The sequence below is a fragment of the Micrococcaceae bacterium Sec5.8 genome, from assembly GCA_039636775.1.
Lineage (GTDB): Bacteria > Actinomycetota > Actinomycetes > Actinomycetales > Micrococcaceae > Arthrobacter.
The window spans coordinates 3,199,321-3,224,968 of the sequence record CP143429.1 but is presented as its reverse complement, the minus strand read 5'-3'; the positions used below and the strand labels follow the sequence as shown (position 1 = coordinate 3,224,968).

Annotated in this window: 25 protein-coding genes and 1 pseudogene; 20 read left to right on the top strand and 6 right to left on the bottom strand. The window is 67.2% G+C overall.

Features of this window, described 5'->3' with window-relative positions:
• Positions 1-122: 122 nt before the first annotated feature.
• Positions 123-710, bottom strand: a complete 588-nt coding sequence (locus VUN84_14785; GenBank protein XAS63544.1) for a low molecular weight phosphatase family protein — start codon at positions 708-710, stop codon at positions 123-125.
• A 194-nt stretch (positions 711-904) separates the two neighbouring features.
• Here VUN84_14785 and paaA point away from each other — a divergent pair, with 194 nt between their 5' ends.
• From paaA to VUN84_14755, 6 genes are read left to right on the top strand one after another with little or no spacing between them, the layout of a single operon-like run.
• Entirely contained in the window at positions 905-1,936 is a 1,032-nt protein-coding gene (gene paaA / locus VUN84_14780) for a 1,2-phenylacetyl-CoA epoxidase subunit PaaA (protein ID XAS63543.1), read from the top strand.
• Positions 1,933-2,388: a 1,2-phenylacetyl-CoA epoxidase subunit PaaB gene (paaB, locus tag VUN84_14775; GenBank protein ID XAS63542.1), complete on the top strand. Its 456-nt coding sequence runs from the start codon at positions 1,933-1,935 to the stop codon at positions 2,386-2,388. Before paaA ends, paaB begins: the two co-directional genes overlap by 4 nt.
• On the top strand, positions 2,385-3,293 hold the full coding sequence (gene paaC / locus VUN84_14770; protein ID XAS63541.1) for a 1,2-phenylacetyl-CoA epoxidase subunit PaaC: 909 nt from the start codon (positions 2,385-2,387) through the stop codon (positions 3,291-3,293). Before paaB ends, paaC begins: the two co-directional genes overlap by 4 nt.
• A gap of 2 nt (positions 3,294-3,295) precedes the next feature.
• A complete protein-coding gene (gene paaD, locus VUN84_14765) occupies positions 3,296-3,820 on the top strand; it encodes a 1,2-phenylacetyl-CoA epoxidase subunit PaaD (protein ID XAS63540.1) in 525 nt (174 codons plus the stop codon).
• A gap of 14 nt (positions 3,821-3,834) precedes the next feature.
• Positions 3,835-5,067: a 1,2-phenylacetyl-CoA epoxidase subunit PaaE gene (gene paaE, locus VUN84_14760; protein ID XAS63539.1), complete on the top strand. Its 1,233-nt coding sequence runs from the start codon at positions 3,835-3,837 to the stop codon at positions 5,065-5,067.
• Between the two features lie 38 nt (positions 5,068-5,105).
• On the top strand, positions 5,106-5,888 hold the full coding sequence (locus VUN84_14755) for an enoyl-CoA hydratase/isomerase family protein (protein ID XAS63538.1): 783 nt from the start codon (positions 5,106-5,108) through the stop codon (positions 5,886-5,888).
• A 2-nt stretch (positions 5,889-5,890) separates the two neighbouring features.
• Here the strand turns inward: VUN84_14755 and VUN84_14750 are convergent, their stop codons facing one another.
• Positions 5,891-6,940, bottom strand: a complete 1,050-nt coding sequence (locus VUN84_14750; protein XAS63537.1) for a hypothetical protein — start codon at positions 6,938-6,940, stop codon at positions 5,891-5,893.
• Between the two features lie 131 nt (positions 6,941-7,071).
• Here VUN84_14750 and galU point away from each other — a divergent pair, with 131 nt between their 5' ends.
• Positions 7,072-7,962 carry a UTP--glucose-1-phosphate uridylyltransferase GalU gene (galU, locus tag VUN84_14745; GenBank protein ID XAS63536.1) on the top strand — a complete coding sequence of 297 codons (891 nt, stop codon included), beginning with the start codon at positions 7,072-7,074 and terminating at the stop codon, positions 7,960-7,962.
• Here galU and VUN84_14740 read toward each other — a convergent pair.
• Positions 7,955-8,386, bottom strand: coding sequence for a VanZ family protein (locus tag VUN84_14740; GenBank protein XAS63535.1), 432 nt, complete (start codon positions 8,384-8,386; stop codon positions 7,955-7,957). The genes galU and VUN84_14740 overlap by 8 nt on opposite strands.
• A 77-nt stretch (positions 8,387-8,463) precedes the next feature.
• Complete coding sequence (locus tag VUN84_14735) at positions 8,464-8,928, bottom strand: Lrp/AsnC family transcriptional regulator (GenBank protein ID XAS63534.1); 465 nt, start codon at positions 8,926-8,928, stop codon at positions 8,464-8,466.
• 159 nt (positions 8,929-9,087) lie between these two features.
• Between VUN84_14735 and pdhA the strand changes: the two genes are divergently transcribed.
• From pdhA to VUN84_14705, 6 genes are all read left to right on the top strand, one after another.
• The gene (pdhA, locus tag VUN84_14730) at positions 9,088-10,308 is read left to right on the top strand and encodes a pyruvate dehydrogenase (acetyl-transferring) E1 component subunit alpha (GenBank protein ID XAS63533.1); all 1,221 of its coding nucleotides are present in this window, start codon (positions 9,088-9,090) and stop codon (positions 10,306-10,308) included.
• Positions 10,305-11,417 (top strand): alpha-ketoacid dehydrogenase subunit beta, encoded by a 1,113-nt coding sequence (locus VUN84_14725; protein ID XAS63532.1) that lies wholly within the window; start codon positions 10,305-10,307, stop codon positions 11,415-11,417. Before pdhA ends, VUN84_14725 begins: the two co-directional genes overlap by 4 nt.
• Before the next feature lie 2 nt (positions 11,418-11,419).
• Positions 11,420-12,904, top strand: a complete 1,485-nt coding sequence (locus VUN84_14720; GenBank protein XAS63531.1) for a dihydrolipoamide acetyltransferase family protein — start codon at positions 11,420-11,422, stop codon at positions 12,902-12,904.
• Positions 12,905-13,051: 147 nt separating this feature from the next.
• The gene (locus VUN84_14715; protein ID XAS63530.1) at positions 13,052-13,867 is read left to right on the top strand and encodes an MBL fold metallo-hydrolase; all 816 of its coding nucleotides are present in this window, start codon (positions 13,052-13,054) and stop codon (positions 13,865-13,867) included.
• A 109-nt stretch (positions 13,868-13,976) separates the two neighbouring features.
• Positions 13,977-14,711: a GAF and ANTAR domain-containing protein gene (locus tag VUN84_14710; GenBank protein XAS63529.1), complete on the top strand. Its 735-nt coding sequence runs from the start codon at positions 13,977-13,979 to the stop codon at positions 14,709-14,711.
• Positions 14,712-14,759: 48 nt separating this feature from the next.
• Positions 14,760-15,974: an MFS transporter gene (locus VUN84_14705; protein XAS63528.1), complete on the top strand. Its 1,215-nt coding sequence runs from the start codon at positions 14,760-14,762 to the stop codon at positions 15,972-15,974.
• A 486-nt stretch (positions 15,975-16,460) separates the two neighbouring features.
• On the opposite strand, the pseudogene VUN84_14700 reads toward VUN84_14705, so the two are convergent.
• Positions 16,461-17,042: pseudogene (locus VUN84_14700) on the bottom strand (NAD(P)/FAD-dependent oxidoreductase).
• An 80-nt stretch (positions 17,043-17,122) separates the two neighbouring features.
• Here VUN84_14700 and VUN84_14695 point away from each other — a divergent pair.
• Positions 17,123-17,737: a TetR/AcrR family transcriptional regulator gene (locus VUN84_14695; protein XAS63527.1), complete on the top strand. Its 615-nt coding sequence runs from the start codon at positions 17,123-17,125 to the stop codon at positions 17,735-17,737.
• Positions 17,738-17,773: 36 nt separating this feature from the next.
• On the opposite strand, the gene VUN84_14690 is transcribed toward VUN84_14695, so the two are convergent.
• Positions 17,774-18,739, bottom strand: a complete 966-nt coding sequence (locus VUN84_14690) for a phosphatase PAP2 family protein (protein XAS63526.1) — start codon at positions 18,737-18,739, stop codon at positions 17,774-17,776.
• A 139-nt stretch (positions 18,740-18,878) separates the two neighbouring features.
• On the opposite strand from VUN84_14690, the gene VUN84_14685 reads away from it, so the two are divergent.
• The 6 genes from VUN84_14685 (at position 18,879) to VUN84_14660 (ending at position 25,586) form a co-directional block, all read left to right on the top strand.
• Positions 18,879-19,424, top strand: a complete 546-nt coding sequence (locus VUN84_14685; protein ID XAS63525.1) for a hypothetical protein — start codon at positions 18,879-18,881, stop codon at positions 19,422-19,424.
• Between the two features lie 13 nt (positions 19,425-19,437).
• On the top strand, positions 19,438-20,223 hold the full coding sequence (locus tag VUN84_14680; GenBank protein XAS63524.1) for a class E sortase: 786 nt from the start codon (positions 19,438-19,440) through the stop codon (positions 20,221-20,223).
• Between the two features lie 3 nt (positions 20,224-20,226).
• Positions 20,227-20,382 (top strand): hypothetical protein, encoded by a 156-nt coding sequence (locus VUN84_14675; protein ID XAS63523.1) that lies wholly within the window; start codon positions 20,227-20,229, stop codon positions 20,380-20,382.
• A gap of 3 nt (positions 20,383-20,385) precedes the next feature.
• Positions 20,386-21,402, top strand: a complete 1,017-nt coding sequence (locus VUN84_14670; GenBank protein XAS63522.1) for an o-succinylbenzoate synthase — start codon at positions 20,386-20,388, stop codon at positions 21,400-21,402.
• 98 nt (positions 21,403-21,500) lie between these two features.
• Positions 21,501-23,600 carry a PhoX family phosphatase gene (locus tag VUN84_14665; protein ID XAS63521.1) on the top strand — a complete coding sequence of 700 codons (2,100 nt, stop codon included), beginning with the start codon at positions 21,501-21,503 and terminating at the stop codon, positions 23,598-23,600.
• A 231-nt stretch (positions 23,601-23,831) separates the two neighbouring features.
• Positions 23,832-25,586: a multicopper oxidase domain-containing protein gene (locus tag VUN84_14660; protein XAS63520.1), complete on the top strand. Its 1,755-nt coding sequence runs from the start codon at positions 23,832-23,834 to the stop codon at positions 25,584-25,586.
• Positions 25,587-25,648: the final 62 nt, after the last annotated feature.

The following is a 25,648-nucleotide window of genomic DNA, read 5'->3' as shown; positions in this document are numbered from 1 at the left end:
CAAATCGCCCAAAATTACAGCTTTATAGGTAGAATTTCGCCCGCTACAAATTGGAATCTGTGCTGAACAGATTTCGGATTCGCCGGCGCCATCCGGTTACTTCAGGCGGGGCAGCGGCGGATTCAGCTGTGCTGGCGCGCGAACCGCAGGATGGCTTGGATAGCCGGGGCCAGCTGGTCCTCCATCTGGTCGTATACTTCCCGGCCGCGCCGATAGGGGTCCACCACGTCGTTGTCGGCGGCCTCCGGAACCAGCGCCAAATGCCGCACGGTGGCGACCTTGGCGGGGAGGTCCCGCCAGATCGCGGAAGGCTCGACGTCGGCCTGCTCGTGCCGCTGTTCCAGCGCCTGCAGCATCCGGGCAAATTCACGGATGGTGAAAGTCCGCTTCAGCACGGAGGCGTCCAGTTGCATCACCTCGCCGCGGTGCCTAGCCGTCACAGTCAGCACGAGGTCGGACTCTCGGAGGCTGCTGACTGTCAGCAGGCGGGCCGCGAAGCTTTCCGGAGTTCCGCCGTAGGCCCGGATGATCTCCGCAGACGGTGGCTGGATTGGCTCGCCCACCAACGCCCGGGTGCCGGCGCTGCTAACCACGAATGCGCCCGGCCTCACTTGGTCCAGGCCGGCCTGCAGCAGACGCTCGGCCACCGGCGAGCGGCAAATGTTGCCCGTACAAACGGTGAGGATGCGAACTGGTTGGGGCGATTCCACGGGAGGCCCTTCCGGAGAGGGACGGATCACTCTGATCCGGAGGCTCTAACTTAACACTTTGAGCGTGCCGTGGTTCCGCAGAAAGCCGGCGGACTACCCCGCCACAGGGCCGGTGTGCTTGACGCATCTCCAGCCTTCCGCATATCCTGAACGAACGGTCGGTAATTATTTATCGGAAATGCATAGGAGCAACCATGGCATCGCAGACCCTGCAGTCAGTGCCCGGAGAGCCAACAGTGGCACAGCACGAACAGAGCCTCGAAGAAGCGGCCCGGCGTGACGCTGACGGCCAGGCATACTTCGACAAAGTCATGGCGGATGATTCGCGGATCGAACCCCGCGACTGGATGCCCCCGGCGTACCGGAAGACCCTGTTGCGGCAGATTTCGCAGCACGCGCACTCGGAGATCATCGGCATGCAGCCGGAAGCCAACTGGATTTCCCGCGCCCCCAGCCTCAAGCGCAAGGCCATCCTCATGGCCAAAGTCCAGGACGAGGCCGGCCACGGACTGTATCTGTACTCCGCTGCCGAGACCCTGGGCCAGCCGCGCGATCAGATGATGCAGGACCTGATGGACGGCAAGGCCAAGTACTCCTCCATCTTCAATTACCCCGCCCGCACCTGGGCGGACATGGGCGCGATCGGCTGGATGGTCGACGGCGCCGCGATCGCCAACCAGGTGCCGCTCTGCCGTGCCTCCTTCGGTCCCTACGGACGCGCCATGGTCCGGGTCTGCAAGGAAGAATCCTTCCACCAGCGCCAGGGCTTCGAGATCCTGCTGGAACTCTCGCATGGCACGCCCGAGCAGAAGCAGATGGCCCAGGACGCCGTGAACCGCTGGTACGCCCCGGCCTTGATGATGTTCGGTCCGCCGGATGATGATTCGCCCAACTCCAAGCAGTCCATGGCCTGGAACATCAAACGCTTCAGCAACGATGAACTGCGCAACCGCTTCGTCGGCATGATGATGGAACAGGTCAAGGTCCTGGAGCTTACCCTCCCGGACAAGGACATCCGCTTCAACGAAGAGACCAAGAAGTGGGAGCACGGCCCCTTGGACTGGGAAGAGTTCCACGAAGTCCTCGCCGGCCGCGGCCCCTGCAACGCCCAGCGCCTGGAACGGCGCCGCGAAGCACACAATGACGGCACCTGGGTCCGCGAAGCCGCCGCTGCCTACGCGGAAAAGCAGGCCGCGAAGCAAGCAGAAAAGGAATTTGCAGCATGAGCCCCCACGGCAACCCGGAGTTCCCGGCCAGCACCGCAGACAGCGGCTCCCGCGCCCTTGACAATGCGGAAAACCAGTCCGCGGAGCGCGCAGCTGCGGCGCCCGCAGCCACCAAGGCCGTGACGGGTGAGCCCAGCTCAGCCAAGGCGCCCCGCCCCGCTGGTGTGACCGCCAACGTCTGGCCCATCTGGGAGGTCTTTGTCCGCTCCAGCCGCGGCCTCTCCCACGTCCACGCAGGATCCCTGCATGCTCCCGATGCTGCCATGGCACTGCGCAACGCCCGTGACCTCTACACCCGCCGCAACGAAGGCGTGTCCATCTGGGTTGTCCCGGCGGACGCGATCGCTTCCAGCGATCCGGACGCCAAGGGCTCGTTCTTCGAGTCGCCCCAAGGCAAGGACTACCGGCACGCGACGTATTACACCAAGAGCGAGGGCGTGAAGCACCTGTGAGCACTCTCGACGAAACCGCCGGCCACGGGGACCTCTCCGTCGGTATCAAGACCTCCGGTAACAGCGGCGAGGCAACGGCCAGCGCCACCCGCATCACCCCCGGCAACGCCCTCCGCCCCGAAGACATTGCCCTCGCCGTGAGCCGCGGCGCCGCGAAGCCGAGCGAGGACGCCGCCGAGTTTGCCCTGCGCCTCGGCGATGACGCCTTGATCCTCGCGCAGCGGCTGGGTCACTGGATTTCCCGGGCACCGGAGCTCGAGGAAGACATTGCCTTGGGCAACATCGCGCTGGACCAGTTGGGCCACGCCCGGTCCTTCCTCAGCTACGCCGGCGGCATGGACGGCCGAAGCGAGGATGACCTCGCCTACTTCCGCCGCGAGCATGAATTCCGCTCCGTGGAATTGTTCGAGCAGCCCAACGGCGACTTCGCTGTCACCATCGCCCGCCAGTTCGTGGTCAGCTACTACCAGTTCGAGCTCTACCGCCGGCTGACGCAGTCCACTGACGCCACCCTGGCCGGCATTTCCGCCAAAGCGGTCAAGGAAGTCGATTACCATCGCGACCACAGTGCCCAGTGGGTGCTGCGTCTTGCCCAGGGCACGGACGAGTCCCGGGAGAAAATGATCCACGGCTTCAAGGTCATCTGGCCCTACGTCGAGGAACTCTTCCGTGACGACGAGCTCACCGCCCGCCTTGCCGCCACCGGTGCCGCCGTCGAGCCCTCCAGCCTGCGCGCCGACTTCGACCGGCTCACCGGCGAGGTCCTCGCCGCGGCCGAACTCGATGTTCCCAACGTCCGGCCCGCTCCCGGCGGCGGACGCAGGGGGCTGCACTCGGAGCATCTCGGCTACCTCCTCGCCGAAATGCAGGTGCTCGCCCGCGAGTACCCCGGAGCAAGCTGGTAATCATGGCCGAGACGGACACCACGGCAGCCGAACAGAAGGCCTGGAACATCGCGGCCACGGTCTGCGATCCGGAAATCCCCGTTCTCACGGTCGCTGATCTGGGAATCCTCCGGAACGTCCAGCTGTTCGACGACGGCGGGCCGGTTCCCGCAGTCCAGATCACCATCACGCCCACCTACTCCGGGTGCCCCGCGATGGACGCCATCCGGGACGACCTCACCACGGTGTTCCAGGGCGCCGGCTACCCCCACGTCCGGGTGGAGCTGGTCCTGTCCCCGGCCTGGACCACGGACTGGATGAGCGAGGCCGGCAAGGCCAAATTGCAGGAATACGGCATCGCCCCGCCGTCCGGCCACTCAGCCGCAGTACGCCACGCGGGGCCGGTCCGCCTGTCTCTGGCCGTGAAATGCCCGCAGTGTTCATCGCTGCACACGAAGGAACTTACCCGCTTCGGTTCCACGTCCTGTAAGGCGCTGTATGTCTGCCAGGACTGCAAGGAACCGTTCGACTACTTCAAAGTTTTGTAAGGAACAGGTGCTCCATGACTATCGTTCGCCAGACCGCCGCTGAGACGGCGGCTGCCACCGGCCGCCGTCGCGCATCCTTCCACCCGCTGACGGTCGATGACGTCCGCCGGCTCACCGATGATGCGATCGAGGTGAGCTTCGGCGTTCCGGCTGAGCTCGCCGGCCAGTTCGATTACCTCCCGGGCCAGTACGTCGCCCTGCGCACTACCCTCCCGGACGAGAACGGGGAGCCGAAGGAAACCCGGCGCAGTTATTCGATCTGCGCCGAACCGCGGAGTTTCGCGGACGGCAGCAGCGAGATCCGCGTCGCGATCAAGAAGGACCTCGGCGGCCTGTTCTCCACCTGGGCCAACGCCGAGCTCAAACCCGGCGACGTCCTGGACGTGATGAGCCCGATGGGCGCGTTCGTGTCCCGGCACGGCCGGAACGGCAAAGAGCAGAACCTCATGAACTCTTTGAACCATCCGGAGGCCATGGCGGGTGAGCTGGCGGGGGAGCCCGGTTCCTTCGTCGCGATCGCCGCCGGGTCCGGGATCACCCCGGTCATCGCCATTGCCCGCACCCTGCTCGCGGCGCACCCGGAAACCCGCTTCGACCTGGTCTACGCCAACAAAGCCGCCATGGACGTGATGTTCCTCGAGGAACTCGCCGACCTGAAGGACAAGTACCCGGCCCGGCTCGCCCTTCACCATGTACTCTCCCGTGAACAACGGATCGCGCCGCTGCTCAGCGGCCGGATCGACGCCGAGAAACTGCAGGCCCTGCTGGGAACCGCCATCCACGCCGACGACGTCGATGAATGGTTCCTGTGCGGCCCGTTCGAGCTCGTCCAGCTCTGCCGGGACGCCCTCGCCGAGCGCGGCGTCAACCCGGAGCATGTCCGCTTCGAACTGTTCACCACCGGCAAGCCGGACCGCCCCGAGGGCAACATCGGCCGCCCGGTGGTGGTGGATGAATCACAGGCCGCCTACAAGATCACCTTCAAACTCGACGGCCTCCAAGGCGAAGTGGCCAGCCCCACGCACGCCCGCGAGTCAATCCTGAACGCCGCCCTGCGGGTCCGCCCGGACGTCCCGTTCGCGTGTGCCGGCGGCGTGTGCGGCACCTGCCGCGCCAAGGTGGTCACCGGTGCCGTCACCATGGACGAGAACTACGCTCTGGAGCAGGATGAGCTGGACAAGGGCTATGTGCTCACGTGCCAGTCCCATCCCACGACCCCGGAAGTCACCGTCGACTTCGACGTCTAAGCCGTTCCGCGTTCTTCCCGCCCTACCCCAGGAGCCCCATGATTTCCCTCACCATCGCCGACGGCATCGCCGAAGTGGTCCTAGACGCCCCGCACAAGCTCAACTCGCTGGACGAGCAGGGCCTCCGGGAGCTGTCGAAGGCGTACGACGACGCCGCTGCCGCCGTCACCCGCGGTGAGGTGCGGGCGCTGCTGCTCAGGGGCGTGGGGCGCGCTTTTTGCGCGGGCCGGGACATCGCCGGTGTGACGCCGGAGACCGACGACGTGCAGGGCTACCTGGGCGGGCTCCTGCAGCCGCTCTTGAAGAAGATGGCGGCGTTCCCGGCGCCCACCTTCGCGGCAGCCCAAGGCGCATGCCTGGGCGTGGGCCTTGGGCTGTTGCTGGCGACCGACGTGGTCTACGTAGCGGAGAACGCCAAATTCGGTTCCCCGTTCGCCAACCTGGGGGCCACCCTGGATTCGGGCGGCCACTGGTACTTCGCGGAACGCCTCGGCATGCACCGGACGCTGGATCTGATCTACACGGCCGAACTGATCAGCGGCGCGGACGCTGTGGCGCAGGGAATGTTCAGCCGGGCCATGCCCGCGGCGGACCTGCTGGAGAACACCCGGTCCATCGTGGCCAAAGCCGCCACGGGCGCTACCGGCGCGTTCACCGCCAGTAAGGAACTCGTAGCGCACATCCGGGACCAGCGGCTCGGCCTGTGGGAGTCCATGGTCGAGGAAAACGCCGAGCAGGCCCGCCTCTGCAGCACCGCGGATTACGCCGAGGGATTCCGGGCCTTCCAGGAAAAGCGGACCCCGGAGTTCAAGGGCCGGTGAGATCAGGCCGCGGGGTCATCGACCATGATGACGCTGTCGCGCAGTTCGCTCCAAAGCTCTGCTTCCGCAGGCAGATCAGCGGGGCAGACGAGGGTGAGTTCCATCAGGCCGTTGCTGGCGGGCATGGACCGCGCCGCGATCCGGTACACCAGATCCGTGCTGCTCTTGTTCTGGAACCGCAGTTCGGCTTCCTGGAGTTCAATCATTTGCCCGTTCGAGTTCCGCAGCTTGGTGTAGGACGAACCGGCCTCAGTCACCACCGATACCGGTGACCCAGCCAAGGTTTTGACGCCCTCGATCTCCGCTTTCATGGTGTCAGCGGTCGCTTGCTCGTCGGCTGTGGCGTCCCGGGGCGGCAGGATGGCCTGGTGGGTGGTGAAGATGCAGGGGTTCTCGCCGCTGCGGTACGTGATGGTTCCGCCCTTGACATTGGACATCTTCCAGCCCCCGGGTATTTTAATGGACCAGACCGGGGGCGAGGTGAAGTCCGCATCCTGGAAGAGGTACACGTCGTCGCCGCCGGAGGCTGCGGCGGAGGATCGGTCGGTGGCGGCCCCGCCGCCGGCCTCCGCAGGTCCCGAGCTTCGCGTGCTTTCAGTGGGCGCCGGAGCCGGCGCCGCTTCGTTCCCCTTGCCCGAAACGAGTCCGCCCAGGACCATGACCCCGGCAACGGCCAGCACCGCAGTTATTCCGATGCCGCCGGCAACCCAGCCCCAGACGGGGATACCGCCCTTGGGCGGCGGCGCCTGCCCGAACTGACCCGGTCCCGGCTGGCCGTACGGGCCCTGATAGGGGGCGCCGTACGGCGGCTGGCCGAAGTTGTCCTGGCCGGCGCGCGGAGGATAGGGCGGCTGGCCGCCTGCGGGCTGGTCCTGGTGCGGGGGATAGGGCGGCTGGCCGCCTGCGGGCTGGTCCTGGTGCGGGGGATAGGGCGGCTGGCCGTACGAGGTCTGGTCCGGGCCGGGTTGCCCCTGCTGGTTCTGCTGGGCCGGCTGCTGCCACCCGTTATTCTCCGGATGCCGTGGCACTCCGGGCTGCTGGTCGTTATTCAAGATGTCCCCCAAAATTAGTGAAAGCTGCAACCTGCAGTATGTCCGATAAAACCCGGTCCTGCCACGGGAAGGACGCCCGAAGGCCGGTTAACGGGATTCTGTTTATCGGGGCGTACTTGTAAGGTTCGGTTATGACCTTGGGGAAAACCATCAGAAAAGCCGTCATTCCTGCTGCCGGATTGGGGACGCGCTTTCTGCCCGCCACCAAGGCGATGCCAAAAGAGATGTTGCCGGTGGTGGACCAGCCGGCCATTCAGTACGTCGTCGAAGAGGCCGTCAAGGCAGGTCTGACAGACCTTTTGATGATCACCGGACGCCAGAAGCGCGCTTTGGAAGACCACTTCGACCGTGAACCGAACCTTGAGCGCACCCTGGAAGCCAAGGGCGACCTGGACCGCCTGGGGGCGGTCCAGCACGCTTCGAGCCTCGGACCCCTGCACTACGTCCGTCAGGGCGACCCCAGGGGCCTGGGGCACGCCGTGCTCTGCGCCCGCCAGCACGTGGGCGACGAACCCTTCGCTGTCCTGCTGGGTGATGATTTGATCGATGAGCGCGACGAACTCCTGAGCACCATGATCGAGGTGCAGGCCCGGACGGGCGGGTCCGTCATCGCCCTGATCGAAGTGGACCCCGCCGAAATCAGCGCCTACGGCTGCGCCGATGTCTCAGCCATTGACGGCGAAGGCCACGTACGCGTCAACCGTCTGGTGGAAAAGCCCTCAGTCGCCGATGCCCCTTCGAACCTGGCCGTCATAGGACGGTACGTCCTCCACCCGGCGGTCTTTGACGTGTTGGAGCAGACACCGCCCGGGCGAGGCGGCGAAATACAGCTCACCGACGCCCTGCAGAGCCTTGCCGCATCGGACGGCGAAGGCGCAGGCGTGTACGGGGTGATCTTCAAGGGCCGCCGCTACGACACAGGCGACAAGCTGAGCTACCTCAAGGCTGTCATCTCGATCGCTTCGGAGCGCGTGGAGTTCGGCGAAGAGCTCAAGGCCTGGATGAAGGCCTTCGTCAGCTGATATCAGGGCCCGTCCGGCGGGCAAGGAGTCTTTCCGCCAGGAAGAATCCCAGCAAGGCGCCTCCGGTGTTGGTGGCGACGTCGACCAGGCTCGGGTAGCGGTGCTGCAGAAACAGCAGTTGACCAAGTTCGACGCAAGCGGAGACCAAAGCGCCGCAGCCGGCAATTTGCCACCAGGTGCTGCGGAAACCGGCGGCGGCGGCAAATCCGGCGGGAACGAAAAGAAGAACGTTGGCGCTTGCTTCAAGCGTGTTGTAATCGATCCAGTCGGGCACTCCGGCCGCGTGCAACTGGGCCAGCGCCTGGCCCAGCAATCCCTGGGCCGGCGCATCCACAGGGGTGGGCCAGAACCCCACGACTGCCAGGGCGGCCAGATAGGCTGCGAGGACCCATCGCCACGGCTTACGCCCCCTCCGGTGTGTCATCCGCTGCTCGCCGTATCCTTCGTGCGGGTGTGGTGCATGGATCCCATCAATAGCACAGTCCGCTTGGGGTGGCGTGGCTACCGGGTGTCCACATCCTCGAACACCAGGAACGTCTGTGTGTCCAGGACGCCCGGCATGGACTGCAGCTGGTCGAAAATCACCCTTCGTAAATCAACGTTGTCCACCGCCCGCACCAGCAGGATGACATCGAAATCTCCACCCACGAGGGCGATGTGATGAACCTCCGGAATGGCACGGAGCAGTTCCCGCAGTTCCCGCCAGGAGTGCTGCCTGACCTTCAGGGTTACGTAGGCCGAGGACTTGAGGCCGGCCTTGATCGGATCCACCAGTGCCGTGAACTTCGTCAGCACGCCCTCTCCGGTCAGCCGCGCGATCCGCGTATATGCATGGGCGCGCGAGATATGGGCGTTCTCCGCGACCTGCGTAACGGACATCCGGCCATCCCGGGTCAGCTCGGCAATGATGTTCCGGTCCACGTCATCGAGAGGGACTGCCGCCTGGTCCGCCTCATCCGCTGCCATTCGTCTACAACCTCCGCCGGTAATCCAGCTCACACTGACAATTTGTCTCCCAGAATAGGCCATTTCTTTGGACATCTCCACGATTGCGGTGTCGGGTGGATACGAAACATCGTCCAGGCCCATACTTGGAACGAATAGTGGCTACAGAAGGACGGACCAATGACGATCTCCGCAGACTCCACTGCGCAGCTTCCTGCAGCAGCTGAGAAGGCACAAAACGCCGCCAGTGAGGCCGTGCGCAAGTTCGGCATCACTGTCGAGGACTACATGCTGCCGGCCCGGCACCCGATCCAGATGGTGGGCCCGGAAGGCACCCTGAACCCCCACACGGAACAGGGCGCCCAGCCCGGCCACGAGTACACCCTGCCCGGCGACGCCGAATTGCTGGCCGCCTACGAGCAGCTCGTCGTCGGCCGCCGCGTCAACGACCAAAACTCCGCGCTCGTCAGGCAGGGCCGCATGGCCGTTTACCCGTCCAGCCACGGGCAGGAGGCCTGCCAGGTCGCCGCCGCCTTGTGCCTCTCCGAGGGCGACTGGATGTTCCCCACCTACCGCGACTCTGTGGCCGTCATGGCCCGCGGCGTGGACCCCGTCCAGACCATGACGCTGTTCCGCGGCGACTGGCACGGCGGGTACGATCCCGCCAAGCACAAGGTTGGCATCCAGTGCACCCCGCTGACCACCCAGCTGCTGCACGGTGTCGGCGTGGCCCATGCCGCCAAGCTGCGCGGCGAGGATACGGTCGTCCTGGCCATGTGCGGCGACGGCGCCACCAGCGAGGGTGACTTCCACGAGGCGCTGAACTTCGCGGCCGTCTTCCACCTGCCGGTCGTGTTCTTTGTCCAGAACAACCAGTACGCCATCTCCGTACCGCTCGCACACCAGTCGGTAGCGCCGTCACTCGCGCACAAGGCCGTGGGCTACGGCATGGCCGGTGAACGGGTGGACGGGAACGACATCGTGGCCCTCCTCGCCGTGCTGGACCGCGCCGTCCAGCTCGCCCGCGAGGGGTCCGGGCCTCTGCTGGTCGAAGCGCACACCTACCGCATGCAGGCCCACACGAACGCCGACGACGCCACCCGCTACCGCCAGGACAGCGAAGTTGCCGAATGGGTGGCCAAGGATCCGCTGAGCCGGATGAAGACCTACCTCACGGACCGCGGACTCTTGGATGATGACCGGGCCGCACGCATTTCTGACCGGGCCGAAGCCGTGGCCGCCCAGCTCCGCGAGGGCCTCAGCGAGGACGTGCCCGTGGAACCGCAGGACCTCTTTACCTACGTTTTCTCCACGCCCACTCCCCAGCTAAAAGAACAATCCGCCTTGCTCGCCGACGAACTCGCCCGCGATGCAGCCTCGACGACGGAGTCAACACGATGAGCCCCACTATCACCACCTCCTCCGAAGCAAACGGCAACGTCAGTGCCGCCACGGCCCGGGCGGCCGCCAAAGCGGCAGCTGTTGCCGGGCAGACCGGACCGCAGACCGTGACCCTGGCCAAGGCGCTCAACACCGCCATGGCCGACGCCATGCACAAAGATGAGTCGGTCCTGGTCTTCGGCGAGGACGTCGGCATGCTGGGCGGCGTCTTCCGCATCACCGACGGCCTGACCAGGACCTTTGGAAAGGATCGCTGCTTCGACACCCCGCTGGCTGAATCCGGCATCGTGGGCATGGCCGTGGGCATGGCCATGAACGGCATGCGCCCGGTCATCGAGATGCAGTTCGATGCCTTCGCCTATCCGGCTTTCGAACAGATTGTCAGCCACGTCGCCAAGATGCACAACCGCACCAAGGGCACGGTGAAGCTGCCCATCGTCATCCGCGTCCCCTACGCCGGCGGTATCGGCGGGGTGGAGCACCACTGCGATTCCTCCGAGGCCTATTACGCCCACACCGCCGGCCTGAAAGTCTTCACTCCGGCCACCGTGGCCGACGGCTACCGGATGCTCCGGGAGGCCATTGACTCCGATGACCCGGTGATGTTCATGGAGCCCAAGAAGCTCTACTGGTCCAAGGACCAGGTGGACCTGGATGCGCTCCGGGCCGAACACACGGCGAACACCGAACAGGGGACCTCCTCGGAGGGCCGCGCCGCCGTCGCCCGCCCGGGCACCGACGCAACCCTGATTGCCTACGGCCCGTCCGTCCCGACGGCCCTCGCCGCGGCTGCGGCCGCCGCGGAGGAGGGCCGGTCGCTGGAAGTAATTGACGTCCGCTCGATCGTGCCGTTCGACGATGAGACGGTCTGCGCGTCGGTCCGCAAAACCGGCCGGGCCGTGGTCATCGCCGAGGCCCACGGCTTCGCCTCCGTGGCCTCAGAAATCGTGGCCCGGGTCCAGGAACGCTGCTTCCACCACCTCGCCGCGCCGATCCGCCGCGTCACCGGCTTCGACGTGCCGTTCCCGGCGCCCAAACTTGAGCACTACTACCTGCCCGGCGTGGACCGCATCCTCGACGCCGTTGACGACCTCCAATGGGAAGACTGACCATGAGCGAACCGAAAGTATTCCTCCTGCCGGACCTTGGTGAGGGCCTCACCGAAGCCGAACTCGTCAACTGGCTCGTGGCCGTGGGGGACGAAATCCGCGTGGACCAGCCGATCGCCGAGGTGGAGACCGCCAAATCCATGGTCGAAGTCCCTTCCCCGTACGCCGGCACTGTCGCCGTACTGCACGGCGAACCCGGCCAGACGCTCGACGTCGGCAAGCCGCTGATTTCCGTGACCCCCGTGGGCGCCGGGGCGGGTTCCATCCCCGCAGGCAACGCCGCCAGCGCCTCTTCCGGTGAGGCATTGCCTGCGGCCGCTGTGGCCGCGGACTCGCCTGCTGCAGTTGCGGCCGAAACCTACCGCGAGGAGGAAAAGGCAGGATCCGGCAACGTCCTGATTGGGTATGGGACGCCGGGCGGGCATGGGGTTGCCCGGCGGACGCGGCCGCGCAAGCAGACCGCCGGGACCGCACCCGCCGCGCCGGTCTCTGCGGCGGATAAGGCTGCCGACGATCTTCTGCTGATGCGGACCCGGGTTCCGGGGAAGCTGGGGGCCGTTATCTCACCGCTGGTCCGGCGTATGGCGCGCGATCATGGGGTTGATCTGGGGGACCTCCAGGGCTCGGGGGCCAGCGGTCTGATCATGCGCCGCGATGTCGAGGCGGTCATCAAACCCGACCGGGCAGTCGAGGCCCCGGCTTCCTCTCCGGCCCGGACGCCGGCCGAGGCAAGCCCCATCGCCGGGGGCAGTGATCCGCGCACCGGTCTGGGCATCACCGGGCGGACCGCGGTCCGGGGCGTGCGGAAAGCCGTTGCCGCGAACATGAGCCGCAGCCGTTCGGAGATCCCCGAGGCCACCGTGTGGGTGGACGTTGATGCCACCGCGCTCGTTGAGCTGCGGGCCGCGTTGAAGAAAGCGGACCCGCACCACACCCCGGGACTGCTGGCGTTCATCGCCCGGTTTGTCACCGCCGGGCTCAGGAAGTTCCCGGAACTGAACACCAGGATCGTCACCACCGAGGACAACAAGGGCGGCGAAAGCCAGGAGATTGTGGCCTTCGACGGCGTGAACCTGGGCTTCGCGGCCCAGACGGACCGCGGCCTGATGGTGCCTTCAGTGCGCAACGCCGACAAACTCAGCGCCCGCGAACTGGACGCCGAAATCCGCCGGCTGACCGCCGTCGTCCGCGACGGCAAGGCCACCCCCGCGGAGCTTGGCAGCGGCACGTTCACGCTGAACAACTATGGCGTCTTTGGAGTGGACGGGTCCGCCGCGATCATCAACCATCCCGAGGTGGGCATCCTCGGCGTCGGCCGCATCATCGACAAGCCCTGGGTGGTCAACGGCGAACTCGCCGTCCGCAAGGTCACCGAACTTACGCTGACCTTCGATCACCGGGTCTGCGACGGCGGCACGGCCGGCGGCTTCCTGCGCTACGTCGCTGACGCGATCGAAAACCCGGGGTCCGTCCTGGCGGACCTCTGACCCTGCTCAAGGAGACGAAGGCACTGCGCGGGATGAAAGTCCGCCCGCGCGGTGCCGGCTGCCAGCGCCCGGCCAGCTCCGGTGGGTAGAATCGGGCGCAGAACATCGCACCAACCACGCCGGAACGCCCCGGAATAGGGAGATTAAATGTCACGATGGCTTGAGGTTGGCCAGGACAACTACGTCCTGACCACCCAAGGTTCCCTGCTCAACACCGGCCTGGTGATCGGGTCTGAACGCGCCCTGGTGATAGACACCGGGAGCGGCCCGCGGCAGGGCCGCGAGATCCTCGGCGCGGTCCGGGAAATGACGGACCTGCCACTCGTCGTCGTCAATACCCATGCCCACTACGACCACTTCTTCGGCAATGCGGTGTTCGCCGAAGCCGGGGTGACCGAGTTCTGGGCACACGAGAACTGTGCGGCGGAAATCGAAGAAAACGCCGGGAGCCAGCGCAGCGCCGTCGCCGCCGATGAGCCCGAAATGGCTGCCGGCGAGGGCAGCGGCACCGAACTCGTGGTGCCGAACGCGATTGTGAAAGACCAACCGGTCCTCGTGGACCTCGGCGGGCAGACCGTCACGTTCTTCTATTTGGGCCGTGGCCACACCGACGGCGACCTCCTGGTGGGAACGGGGACCACCCTGTACGCGGGGGACCTGGTGGAACAGGGTTCGCAACCGTCCTTTGAAGATTCCTACCCGGAGGAGTGGGCCGACGCCCTCCGGCACCTCTCGGCCCTGCGCCGCCGGTACGAGTTCCTGATCCCGGGCCACGGGGAACCGTGCAGCGACCAGTTCGTCAAAACCATGGCCAACACCATGACGACGGCGGTCCGGCAGGCCACCCAGGCGACCCGGGAAACCCCGGATGACGCCACCAAGGCCATCCCCATCCTCCCCTACGGGCCGGAGCAGTCCCGCTGGTTCATCCGGCGCCTGCGGGAGACCCGGGCACACCACTGAACTGCCGGTCATCGGGGCGCCCGGGGAGTGCCGGGATCTGACCCGTCCGGACACCCTCCGCTCCTGCCGCGAAATTGCCGCCGCGATCGTTGACGGCTACGTTTAGGCAATGACCAACAACGCCGGGGACGAAGCCGCCCTGCAGCTGCAGGACCTCCTGATGGGAACCGAGAACGTCGAGGACTTCCTCGGCCGGCTCGCTGAATTCTCCGCCGCGACGCTCAGCTCCGCCGCCGGGGCCGAGATTGACTGCGGCGTCACGCTGCAGCGACGGCGGAAGACCATGACGGTGGCAGGAAGCAGCCCCCGGGCGCTCATGCTGGACCGGATTGAGCAGAGCCTCGGCGAGGGCCCGTGCATTGACGCCCTCCGGACCAAGTCCGTGCTCCTACTCGCTGACGTGGGCACCGATCCACGCTGGCCGGCCTACCAAAAGCAGCTGGCGGCCCACGGTTGCCGCAGCACTCTCGGTGTACCCCTGGAAATCGGCCCGGACGCTGCGGCTGCCCTGAACTTCTTCGCGCCAGGCACCGGCATCTTCACCGAGGACATCATTGCGGAGGCCGCCGGCTTCGCTGACCTCGCCGGCCGCTGCCTGCGCCTGGCCGTCCGGATCGGCACCGCGCAGTCCCGGGCCGAGGACCTGACCGCCGCCATGGAACACCGCACCTCGATCGACCTCGCCTGCGGTGTGGTGATGGCCCAGAACCGCTGCAGCCAGGAGGAAGCGATGCGCATCCTCACCACGGTCTCCAGCAACCGGAACCAAAAGCTCCGTGTCGTCGCAGCTGAAATTCTCAAGAACGTCACCGGCGGGGACGTCCGGACGCACTTCGAGTCCTGAGCGCCGAGGCGTGCCGGCCGCCCTGGGATGCGTCCTAGGATGAAAGGGATGACCACCACAAACATCGTCCCCTTCAGCCTCCGCAGCATCGCTGTGCCCGCCTTCGGGCCGGCGCTGCTGTTCAGCATCGGGGAAGGCGCCATCCTTCCCGTGGTGGCGCTGTCCGCCCGCGACCTCGGCGCCTCGGTGGCCGTCGCCGCCCTGGTTGTCACCCTCATTGGCCTCGGCTCCTGGTTCTTCAACCTCCCCGCCTCGCTCATCACGCTCAGATTCGGTGAACGCTGGGCCATCGTCGGGGCCGCCGCGGCCAGCGCCGTCGCCCTCGTTGCGGCCGCGCTGGCCCCCCAGGTATCCGGCGGGCTCTGGCTGCTCGCGGCGGCTATGGTCGTCGTCGGCATGGCCGCGAGCGTCTTCAGCCTGGCCCGGCAGAAGTACTTGACCGAGGCGGTGCCGGTGACCCTCCGGGCCCGGGCCCTGTCCACCCTCGGCGGCGTCAACCGGATCGGCATCTTCATTGGGCCCTTCATCGGCGCCGCGGCCATGCAGTTCGCCGGTATCACCGGCGCCTACTGGGTGGGTGTTGTCGCCATGGCGGCGGCCGCCGCCGTGTCCGTCACCATCCCGGACCTCCTGGTCACGCCCGCGGCGGACGGCGGCGTCCCCGTTCAGCAGGCGACGCTGCGCAGCGTCGCCGTCTCCCATGCCGGAGTCTTCCTGAGCGTGGGCATCGGCGTGCTGCTGCTCAGTGCGCTGCGCGCCTCCCGGCAGGTGGTCATTCCGCTCTGGGCCGAGCACCTCGGGATGGACGCGACGCAGGCCTCGCTGATATATGGGCTGTCCGGTGCCATCGACATGCTCGTCTTTTATCCGGCCGGCAAACTGATGGACCGCAAAGGCAGGCAATGGGTGGCTGTCCCGTCGACGCTCATCATGGGCGCTGCCATGCTGTTAATCCCACTCACCGCCGGATTTGGAGGTCTGCTGCTCGCCGCACTCCTGATCGGCTTCGGCAACGGCATCAGTTCAGGCTTGAATATGACGCTGGGCGCCGACTTCTCACCCGACAACGGCCGCGGGCAGTTCCTGGGTATCTGGCGTTTCATGGCCGATGCCGGAGCCACCGGCGGCCCCGTGCTGCTCTCAGGCGTGACCGCCGCCGTGTCGCTGGGAGCCGGGGTGTCTGCCACGGGAGTCCTGGGTTTCGCGGCGGCGGCGGTCTTCGCCGTCACCATTCCCCGGCTCAAGCACCGGCGCAACTACTGACGGTCCTGCCACCCGTTGCGCGAGGTGCTTAACCACGTACGCCGCGTCCCGGTCCACGCCGCCGATCAGGCCCGAGGTGAGGGCGTACTGGAACGGCATGCCCACGAAGTACAACCCCGGGGTCCGGGGAACCACTCCGCGGCGGGTGGCCGGCCAGCCCGACGCCGCCAGTTCCAGCCCGTCGATCCAGTCCAGATCCGCGCGGTAGCCGGTGGCCCAGATGACCGTCCGCACGGGGGCGGGGCTGCCGCCGACGAGAACGGGCTGGCCGCCCGCCGTGCCGGCCAGCCGCGGCACCCGGACCACACCGGCGGCTTCCAGATCCTGGGGCGAAATCCGGAGCAGCGGAGCGCCGCGCCGGTGGAAGCCCGCCGCCACCTTGCGTCCGGCAGGGGTGCCTACCGTCAGCACGGAATGGATGAACAACCAGTACGCACCGCCGGCGTAGCGGAGCACCGGACCGGGAACGTGCGGGGTGGGACGGCCGGAGAGCAACACGCGGTGGCCGCCGGAAAGCTCCAGGGCAATTTCCGAGCCCGAGTTTCCGGCGCCCACCACCAGCACATCGCCGCCGGGAATGTCCGCCGGGCTGCGGTAGTGCGAACTGTGGAGTTGCTGGATGGCGGAGTCCAGTCCTTCGGCAGCATCCGGAACGCGGGGGAGCGCGTGGGCTCCGGCGGCCACGATCACATTGCGCGCCCGCACGGTCCCGGCCGGAGTCTCGACGGCGAACCCCCCGCCCGCCCGGCTCACCCGCGTAACCTCCACACCGGTCCGCACCGGCAGGCCGAGGCCCGCCGCATAATCCTCAAGGTAGTCCGCAAACTCGCCCTTGCCCGGAAACGTATTCCGCGCCGCCGAAAAGGGCCGGCCCGGCAGTCCGTCGTGCTGGGCGGGCGTGAACAACCGCAGGGAGTCCCAGCGGCGGCGCCACACCTCGCCAACCCTTGGGTCCTTTTCCAAAATCTCGAAGCGGAGGTCCGCCCGGGCGAGGTGGTGACCGGCGGCAAGTCCGGCCTGGCCCGCGCCGATAACGACTGCATCCAGTTGCTGATTGTCCTGACTCATGGCCCGCTCCTTGCTGAGGGCATTTCCGACATCCTTTCATTAGAATACCGTTCCACTGACTGGAGGGATAGTCTAAATACATGGGGAAAAGCACCAGACGGTCGATTCAGGCGGCCGGCACCCGGGAGGTCATCGTCGAGTCGGCCGGCAGGTTGTTCGCCGCCGACGGATACGTCCGTACCACCATTGACGGGATCGCCGCCGCAAGCGGGGTGGCCGTTCAGACGGTGTACAACTCGGTGGGCAACAAGGCCGCTTTGCTCTCGGCCGTGCTGGACGGCGCCGCCGCGGGACCCGGCGCGCAGGCCGGGGTACTGGAGTTCATGCGGGAGCGGACGCGGCAGGCCGGCGACTTCGAGGCCCTGATCGGCGTGCTGGCGGACTGGTTTGCCGAGGTTCATCCGCGCACCGCCGCGATCACGGCTGTCATCAACCAGGCCGCTGCCGTGGACGACACGGCAGCGCGGCTGGAAAAAGACCGCGGGCAGCAACGGCTTCGGCGCTATGCAGAAGCCGCCGCCGCGGCCCGGGCCAACGGCGGCCTTAGTTCCGGAATGTCCGACGCCGAGGCCGCCGCCGCCATCTGGTCGCTGGGCCACCCCCAGGTCTACCGGGCCATGGTCCAGGACGCCGGCTGGTCCGTGCCGGCCTACCGGGACTGGGTTGCGAAGGCGCTCGCGGCAGCCCTCGGCTGAGGCGAGAAACCCTGGCGGGCCGCGGGGGACAGGCGGTCAGCGCCGCGGTGCGCTCCGCCGTCGAGCGGCATACCCGAAGAGCCACACGCCGGCGACCGTGGCCAGGTAGCCGGTGATGACGATCAGCGAGGTTCCGGCCCAGAAGTAGTTGGTGGTGCTGCTCTCCTGGCCCTGGCCCGGCGCAATCATCAGCAGGGAGTATCCGGCGACGGCGGCCGCGGCGAGGCCTGCCAGTGCCGGGAGCGCAAGCCACAGCCGGGAGCAGGCCCAGAACGCGCCATAGCCGTTCCAGACGTTCCAGCGCGGCCCCTTGCGGAGGATCAGCCAGCCCGCAGGGAGCATGAACACCGCCACGACGAGGAAGGCAGCGACGACGTCGGCCGGCCGGTGCCACTGGTTGATCAGGGTGGACACCCCGGTAGCGACGGCGAAGCTGCCGCCGAGGAACCCGGCCAGCGGACGCCAGCGCGGCGACACCATCAGGAACACCGCGGCAGCGGCCGAAGCCGCCAGGGTGGTGTGCCCGGAGGGCAACGAGTTCAGTTCCAGGGTTTCGATCCCGCGGTATGGCCGGACGGGAACGACGTTTTTGATGAGCTGTGTGGCCACGTTGGCACCAACGCAGGCGGCCACGGCAATGCCGGCGGCCGCCCACCGCCGTTTCAGGACCGTCACCACCAGGACCACCACCGCGGCGAGGACCAGGGACACAGCCGGCAGCCAGTCCAAGAACCGGGTGGTGGCCTTGCCTGCGGTGCCGTGGATTTCGATGGCCTCCACCAGCGCGGATTCGTCGATGAACTGGCCCGTGGTGGTGCGGACAAAGAAGTAGTAGGTGGCGGCGAGGGCGGCCATGCTGGCGAGCGTGGCCAGCAGGAACAGGAATCCGGTGCCCCGGCCCGGGGTTCCGGCGTCGGCGGCGGCACCTGCCCGGGCGCCGGGCTGCGTAACCCGGTACTCCGATGCCAGGTGCCCGCTGGCGTATTCTTCCCGAAAACTCATGCCTATCAGGTTCCCATAAAACCCTGCGAACTTTCTGAGGGCGTCCTTGCCCGCCCGCACCCCACCCGAGGCCGTCCCGTTCCAACCCGCGCCCGTCAGGTGCCCCCGGGGGCCGAACCGGGTATGGGACGATGATCCGGTGACTTCCCCCGCCCCCGCCCCCGTATGGCACCGCGGCCCATCCGGCCGCCGGTACGGCGTTCGGATGCACGTCAGACGGGCCGCTGCGTGCCTGGCATTGTTGATCGGCGTGTCAGGGTGCTCGGCCCCCGCCGCAGTGGTGTCCTCCGGCCCGGTGGGCGGAAATCCCCTGCCGGCTGGAACGCAACCGACTGTTGCGGGGTCCGCCGTGACCGGCGGGACCCCTGCACCTTCCGCTGCGCCCAGCGCGGCCAGCGCGGTGGCGGCAGCCCTGACGTCGCTGGTTGCTGCCACACCGCAGCCGAGCCGTGACCAGATCCGCGCGAGCCTGACCGCCGCCGGGTTCGCGCCGGCCGCCCTGGAGGTGTCGGCGTCCCGCACTCCCACCGGGCTGGCCGCCGACGCCGTGGAGGTGGGCGTGCTGACCGGTCACGCATGCGTCATGGCGCAGATCCGTTCCGGGACCGTGCAATCGTCGGTCCTGCCGGCACTGGCCGACGGGCGATGCTTTGTCGGCAGTGTCCCGCGGTCAACGGCCGAGTGACAGGTCGAGGGCATTGAACCGCGCAGAGGCCGCCCAGGGAACCCCGGGACCCGGCCGTCGTCGTTCCCTGGTTGCCGTCCAGGTCGTGGGCGAGCTGCTGATCACCCTCGGCGTGATTGCCCTACTCTTTGTCGCCTGGCAATTGTGGTGGACCAACGTGGAAGCGGACGCCACGCAGGGTGCCGTCGTGCAGCAATTCCTGCAGCAGTACCCCGCGCCCGTTCCGACCGGTCTTTCGGACACAGCGCCGGCCGAGCCGGAGGCCACCCCGGCCGGGACCGTCCCGGTCGCCGGCGCCCCCGGCCATGGACAGGCGATCGGGGTTCTCTACGTACCCCGTTTCGGCACCAACTACAGCAGGCCCGTCATTGAAGGCACCAGCCCGGACATCATCGACACGCTCGGCCTGGGCCGTTATGCGGGCACGGCAATGCCGGGCGCCGTGGGCAACTTCGCCTTGGCCGGCCACCGCCAGACCCACGGAGCGGTGCTGGACAACATCCACACGCTGGTGCCGGGGGACAAGATCTACGTGCAAACCGCCGACGGGTTCTACACCTACGTCTTCCGGAACCAGGAAATCGTCCTGCCGGACCGGACGGACGTTCTCCTGCCGGTTCCGGCCGCACCCGGCGCGGCACCCGGGCAGCGGCTGCTGACGCTGACAAGCTGCAATCCCCGCTTTGGGTCGGAGGAGCGCATCATCGCTTACTCGGTTTTTGATTCCTGGCGGCCGCTCAGCGCCGGCCCGCCGGCGCCCATCGCCCAACAACTGACTGAACTTCAAGGCAAGGGCTAGCTCATGTACACCTGGCTTTTTAGGCACCTTCCGGGGCCGCTGTGGCTGCGGATCGTCCTCGCCGTGGGAATTCTTGGCGGCGTCCTTCTGGCGCTTATCGAGTACGCGTTTCCGTGGATTGCCGGAATGACGCATTTGACCGACTCGACGGTGGGCTAGCCCATGCAGCTTCCCGCCCTGGACGAGCTTCTCGTCGGCGCCCATGTGGTGAGCCTGCCGATGCGGGTGAAGTTCCGCGGCATCCTGCAGCGCGAAGCCCTGCTCTTGAAGGGCCCGCGAGGCTGGGGTGAATTCTGTCCCTTCCCCGAATACGGCGACGTAGAGGCTTCCCGCTGGCTTGCGGCCGCGCTGGAGGCCGGCTGGCAGGGATTCCCGGAGCCGCGGCGCGCGTTCATTCCGGTCAACGCCACCGTGCCCGCGATCGCCGCGGACCGGGTGCCCGAAATCCTGGCCCGCTTCGGCCGGGTAGACGCCGTCAAAATCAAGGTGGCAGAGCCAGGACAGACGCTGGACGACGACGCCGCCCGGGTCGCCGCGGTCCGTGCGGCGCTCCCGGACGCCGCCCTGCGGGTCGATGCGAACGGCGGCTGGGACGTCCCATCGGCCGTCGAGGCACTGACCCGGCTCGCCGCCGTAGGTCTGGAATACGCCGAACAACCGGTTCCGGACATCGCCGGCCTCGCCGAGGTCCGCCGCCGGCTGCGCGCCGCCGGGGTCCCGGTCCTGATCGCGGCGGACGAGAGCGTGCGCAAGGAGGACGACCCGCTCAAGGTGGCCCGCGCGGGCGCGGCGGACCTGATCGTGGTGAAGGTGGCCCCGCTGGGGGGAGTGCGCCGCGCCCTGGACATCGTGGCGCAGGCCGGGCTCCCCGCCGTCGTCAGTTCCGCGCTGGACACCTCCGTGGGCATCCGCGCCGGGCTGGCGCTCGCCGCCGCGCTGCCGGAGCTGCCGTATGCCTGCGGGCTGGGTACCGTGTCCTTGCTCGCCGCCGACGTCACCCGGGATTCGCTGGTGCCCGACGACGGCGCCATCCGGATCCGTGCGGTCACCGCCGATCCGGAATTGCTTGCGGAGCATGCGGCCGCGCCGGAGCGCCGCGACTGGTGGCTGGAGCGCCTGCGCCGGGTCCACACGCTCTTGGCTGCACGCGGCGCAGCGCCGGCGCAGCCGCGGGACTGACCGGGAGTTCACCGGGACTTCATCTGAGGGCCAACTTCGCGTAGTGCGCGGCTGGGAGGCTTGGCGGGATCGCCGCCCATCCCTTGGAAGGTCCCTCCATGTCTGTTTCCTCCGGCCGCAAGCTTTCCCTGCTCCCCATGCTTGGCCACACCAAAGGCAAGCGCAGCGCTGTCACCTGCGCGCTGAAGTGCGACAACGCCTGCTCGGGCGAGGTCTGCAACACCAGCTCGAACAGCTACTTCCGCGACATTGCCTCCGCCAGCATGTCCCGCCGCGCGGCCCTGGGCTTCGGCGCCGCGGGCGCTCTGGCGATCGCGTTCGGAGGTTCCCTGACCTCTGCCGAGTCCGCAGTGGCCGACGGCGGTCCCGGCCTGGCCGGCGCGGCGAAGGACGGCCTGGGGCATTCGGTTGCGGGCAGATCCAAACTCAAGTTCACCGCGATCGCCCCGGTGGATGCCGCTGTCGATGCTTTGACTGTTCCGGAGGGCTTCACCTGGCAGCCCGTAATCCGCTGGGGCGACCCCATTTTCAAGGATGCACCGGACTTCGACCTTGGCAACCAGACGGCGGCCGCCCAGGCCCGGCAGTTCGGCTATAACAACGACTACTCGGACATCCTCGACATCCCCGGCAGCAAGGGCCGCCGCGCGCTGCTCTTCGCCAACCACGAATACACCAACGAGACCATCATGTTCCCGGCCTCGCTGGCCGCCGCCGACGTCCGCGCGATCGGCGCCGCGGCCCACGGGCTCTCCGTGGTGGAGCTGGAACGCAAGAACAAGAACAAACCGTGGAACTACGTCAAGGGCGCAAAGCTGAACCGCCGCTACCTGAACGCCACCCCGTACGAGCTCACCGGACCGGTAGCCGGCTCCGCCCTGGTCCGCACCAAGGCGGACCCGGCAGGCCGCACCATCCTCGGCACGCTGGGCAACTGCTCGGGCGGCACCACCCCTTGGGGCACCATCCTCTCCGGTGAGGAGAACTTCAACGGCTACTTCGTCTCGCCCGGCACGTCGGCCGGTGACAAGCGCTACGGACTCACCAACAAGCCCACCGCCCGCCGGTGGGAACTCGATGATCCGCGCTTTGACACCCGCAACCCCGGCTACGAAAACGAGACCAACCGCTTCGGCTGGATCGTCGAGGTGGACCCCTTCGACCCGACCTCGACGCCGAAGAAGCACTCCGCGATGGGCCGCTTCAAGCACGAAGGTGCCAACGTGATCGTCGCCGAGTCCGGGCACGTGGTGGCCTACATGGGCGACGACGAGCGCTTCGACTACCTCTACAAGTTCGTCTCCAAGGACAAGTACAAAGAGGGTAACCGCCAGCACAATATGACTCTGCTCTCTGCCGGCGACCTCTACGTTGCCAAATTCGCCGGCAACTCCCCGGCCGCCGAGATCACCGGCGCGGGCGCGGTGCCGGCCGACGGCGGCTTCGACGGCACGGGTGAGTGGCTGCCCCTCGTGGTGGGCGGCAAGTCGGCAGTGCCCGGGATGTCCGTCGAGGACGTGCTGGTGTACACCCGCCTGGCCGCGGACAAGGTGGGGCCGACCAAGATGGACCGCTGCGAGGACGTCCAGCCCAGCCTGCTCACCGGCAAGGTCTACGTGGCGTGCACCAACAACTCGGACCGTGGCAAGGCCGGCAAGGAAGGTCCCACCGAGGTCAACCCGCGGAACGAAAACCGCGACGGCCACATCGTGGAAATCACCGAAACCGGCGATCAGACCTCCACGGCGTTCACCTGGAACCTGCTGATGGTCTGCGGCGATCCGTCCACCGGGGACGTCACCTATTTCTCCGGTTTCCCGGTGGACCAGGTCTCGCCGATCTCCTGCCCGGACAACCTCGCCTTCGACTCCGTCGGAAACCTTTGGATCTCCACCGACGGCGCGCCCTCCGGCATCGGCAAGGCCGACGGGCTCTTCAAGGTCACTCTCGACGGCGCCGAGCGGGGCCGGGTGGAGCAGTTCCTGGCCGTCCCGCGCGAGGCCGAGACCTGCGGACCGATCGTCCACGACGAGGAACGCAGCGTGTTCGTCTCCGTCCAGCACCCCGGTGAGGACGGCTCCTTTGCGGACCAGCACTCCTTCTTCCCGGATTACGTTCCGGCTGGTTCGACGCCGGCGCGCGGCCAGGTGCGTGCCCCGCGTCCCGCCGTGGTCCAGGTTTTCCGCTGCGACGACTGACAAGTCCAAGACGCTCCCTCACGATCCGCAGTTCGACGGCGGGATGTGAGGGAGCGTTTGTTCGCGGCGGCCGGTGCACGTTCCTGTCCCGGCGGGAGGCGCGGGTGTTTCCGGCCATGAACCGAGTATGGGGTCCGTCCCAGCCTGCGTTGAGGCTACTCGTGCGCTGACACGGTTGTGCCCGTATCCTTCGCCTTATCAGGGGGAACCGATGAGGCGGGAGTGTTTGACATGGACATCACCAGGCGAACTCTGCTTGAGGCGGGCGCTGCGGCCGGTGCAGGTTTGTTATTGGCGCCGGTCATCACAGCCACAGCCTCCGCGGCCGTTCCAGCAGGGATCACACCTTTCACCGAGCAACTGCCGACGCTGGCGCAAATGGGCGTCATCGATGCTACGGGCGGTGGCAGCGCAACCATCGAAATGGTCAACGCAAGCCATCAATTCCACAGTGCGATGACCGCGACACCGACGTTTGCCTACCGGGGTGGTCCCGTCTCGCAGAACTACCTTGGCCCCGTTATCGTGGCGAAGCAGGGTATCCCGTTCGACCTGACAGTGGTCAATAGTCTCGGCACGCACCCGCTGGCTTCCGCGATCGACTACGGACTCGACGGCGTTGTCGCCGCCGACGCCACCGCCCCACGGGCCTCCGTCCACCTCCATGGCGGGAACACCAGCCCGGGCAATGACGGCGACCCCGCCGACACCTTCGCAACTGGCGCATCGAAGACCTACCACTACGGGAACACCCAGGAGGCCGCCGGTCTTTGGTATCACGATCATGCCCTGGGCATCACGAGGCTCAACGTGTTCGCGGGACTTGCCGGCGGCTACCTGGTTCGCAACGGCGACGATCCCGGCGACGGCAGCACCGGCCTGCCCCGCGCTCCGTTCGAGGTGCCACTGGTCATCCAGGATCGTATGTTCAACAGCGACGGCACCTTCCTCTACCCGCCCAATGCCAATCCCGGAACGTCCGGCCAACCCTGGGCACCCGAATTCTTCGGCGACGTCGCAACGGTCAACGGCAAGGCGTGGCCGAACCTCAGCGTCGCCCGCGGCAAGTACCGTTTCCGCGTCTACAACGGGTCCAATGCCCGGTTCTACAATCTCCACCTCAAGTCCGCCGGCCCAGCCGGCACGTTTTTCCAGATCGGCTCGGATGGTGGCCTGCTCAACGCTCCCGTTCCGCTAAAAACCCTGTTGCTTGGCCCGGGTGAACGGGCAGACATCGTGATCGACTTCGCCGGACTGAAGCCGGGCGCCACGGTCCTTCTCACCAACGACGCCCGTGCGCCGTTCCCCGGCGGGCCGCGCTCAGTGCGGCGAGGAGGTTTGCCCCTTCCTCAGATCATGCAGTTCACGGTGACCAGCGCACCAGGGTGGACAGTACCGCTGCCTGCGACGCTGCGCGCAGTGCCCATCACCCCGCTGGCCACCGCGGCCCGGCCTGTTGCAGCCGTCCGAACCATGACGATGGTTGAGAACCTTAACACGTTCGGTTCCCCGCTCATGGCATTGCTGAACAACAGGAACTTTGAGGCCCCGGGCGCGACCACAACCGTTGCCACGAACACCCTCGAACAGTGGGATCTGGTCAACACCACCGTCGACGCTCACCCGATCCACTTGCACTTCACCCAGTTCCAGGTGCTCAACAGGCAGAAGTTCGACTCTGCGGGATATCTGGCCGCCACTTACGGGCCGCAACCGTTGGCGGCCAACACCGGTTCCTTCCCGCCGCCACCCGTTGCCGCGTTCCTGCGAGGCGGCCCGAAGGCGCCCCCCGCCAACGAACAGGGGTGGAAGGACACCGTCGTCGCCATGCCGGGGGAGGTCACCCGGATCGTTGTACCGTTCGGAGCAAACGCGGCCGGCTCCGCGACCGCTTTCCAGACCTCGTTCACCGGGCCATACGTATGGCACTGCCATATCCTCGAACACGAGGATAACGACATGATGCAGCGCTACGTCATCGCCTAGACACCGCCGTGGGGGTCGGGGGTGTGGCGGAACTGATAATTTGAACAGTGTGAATAATCCGG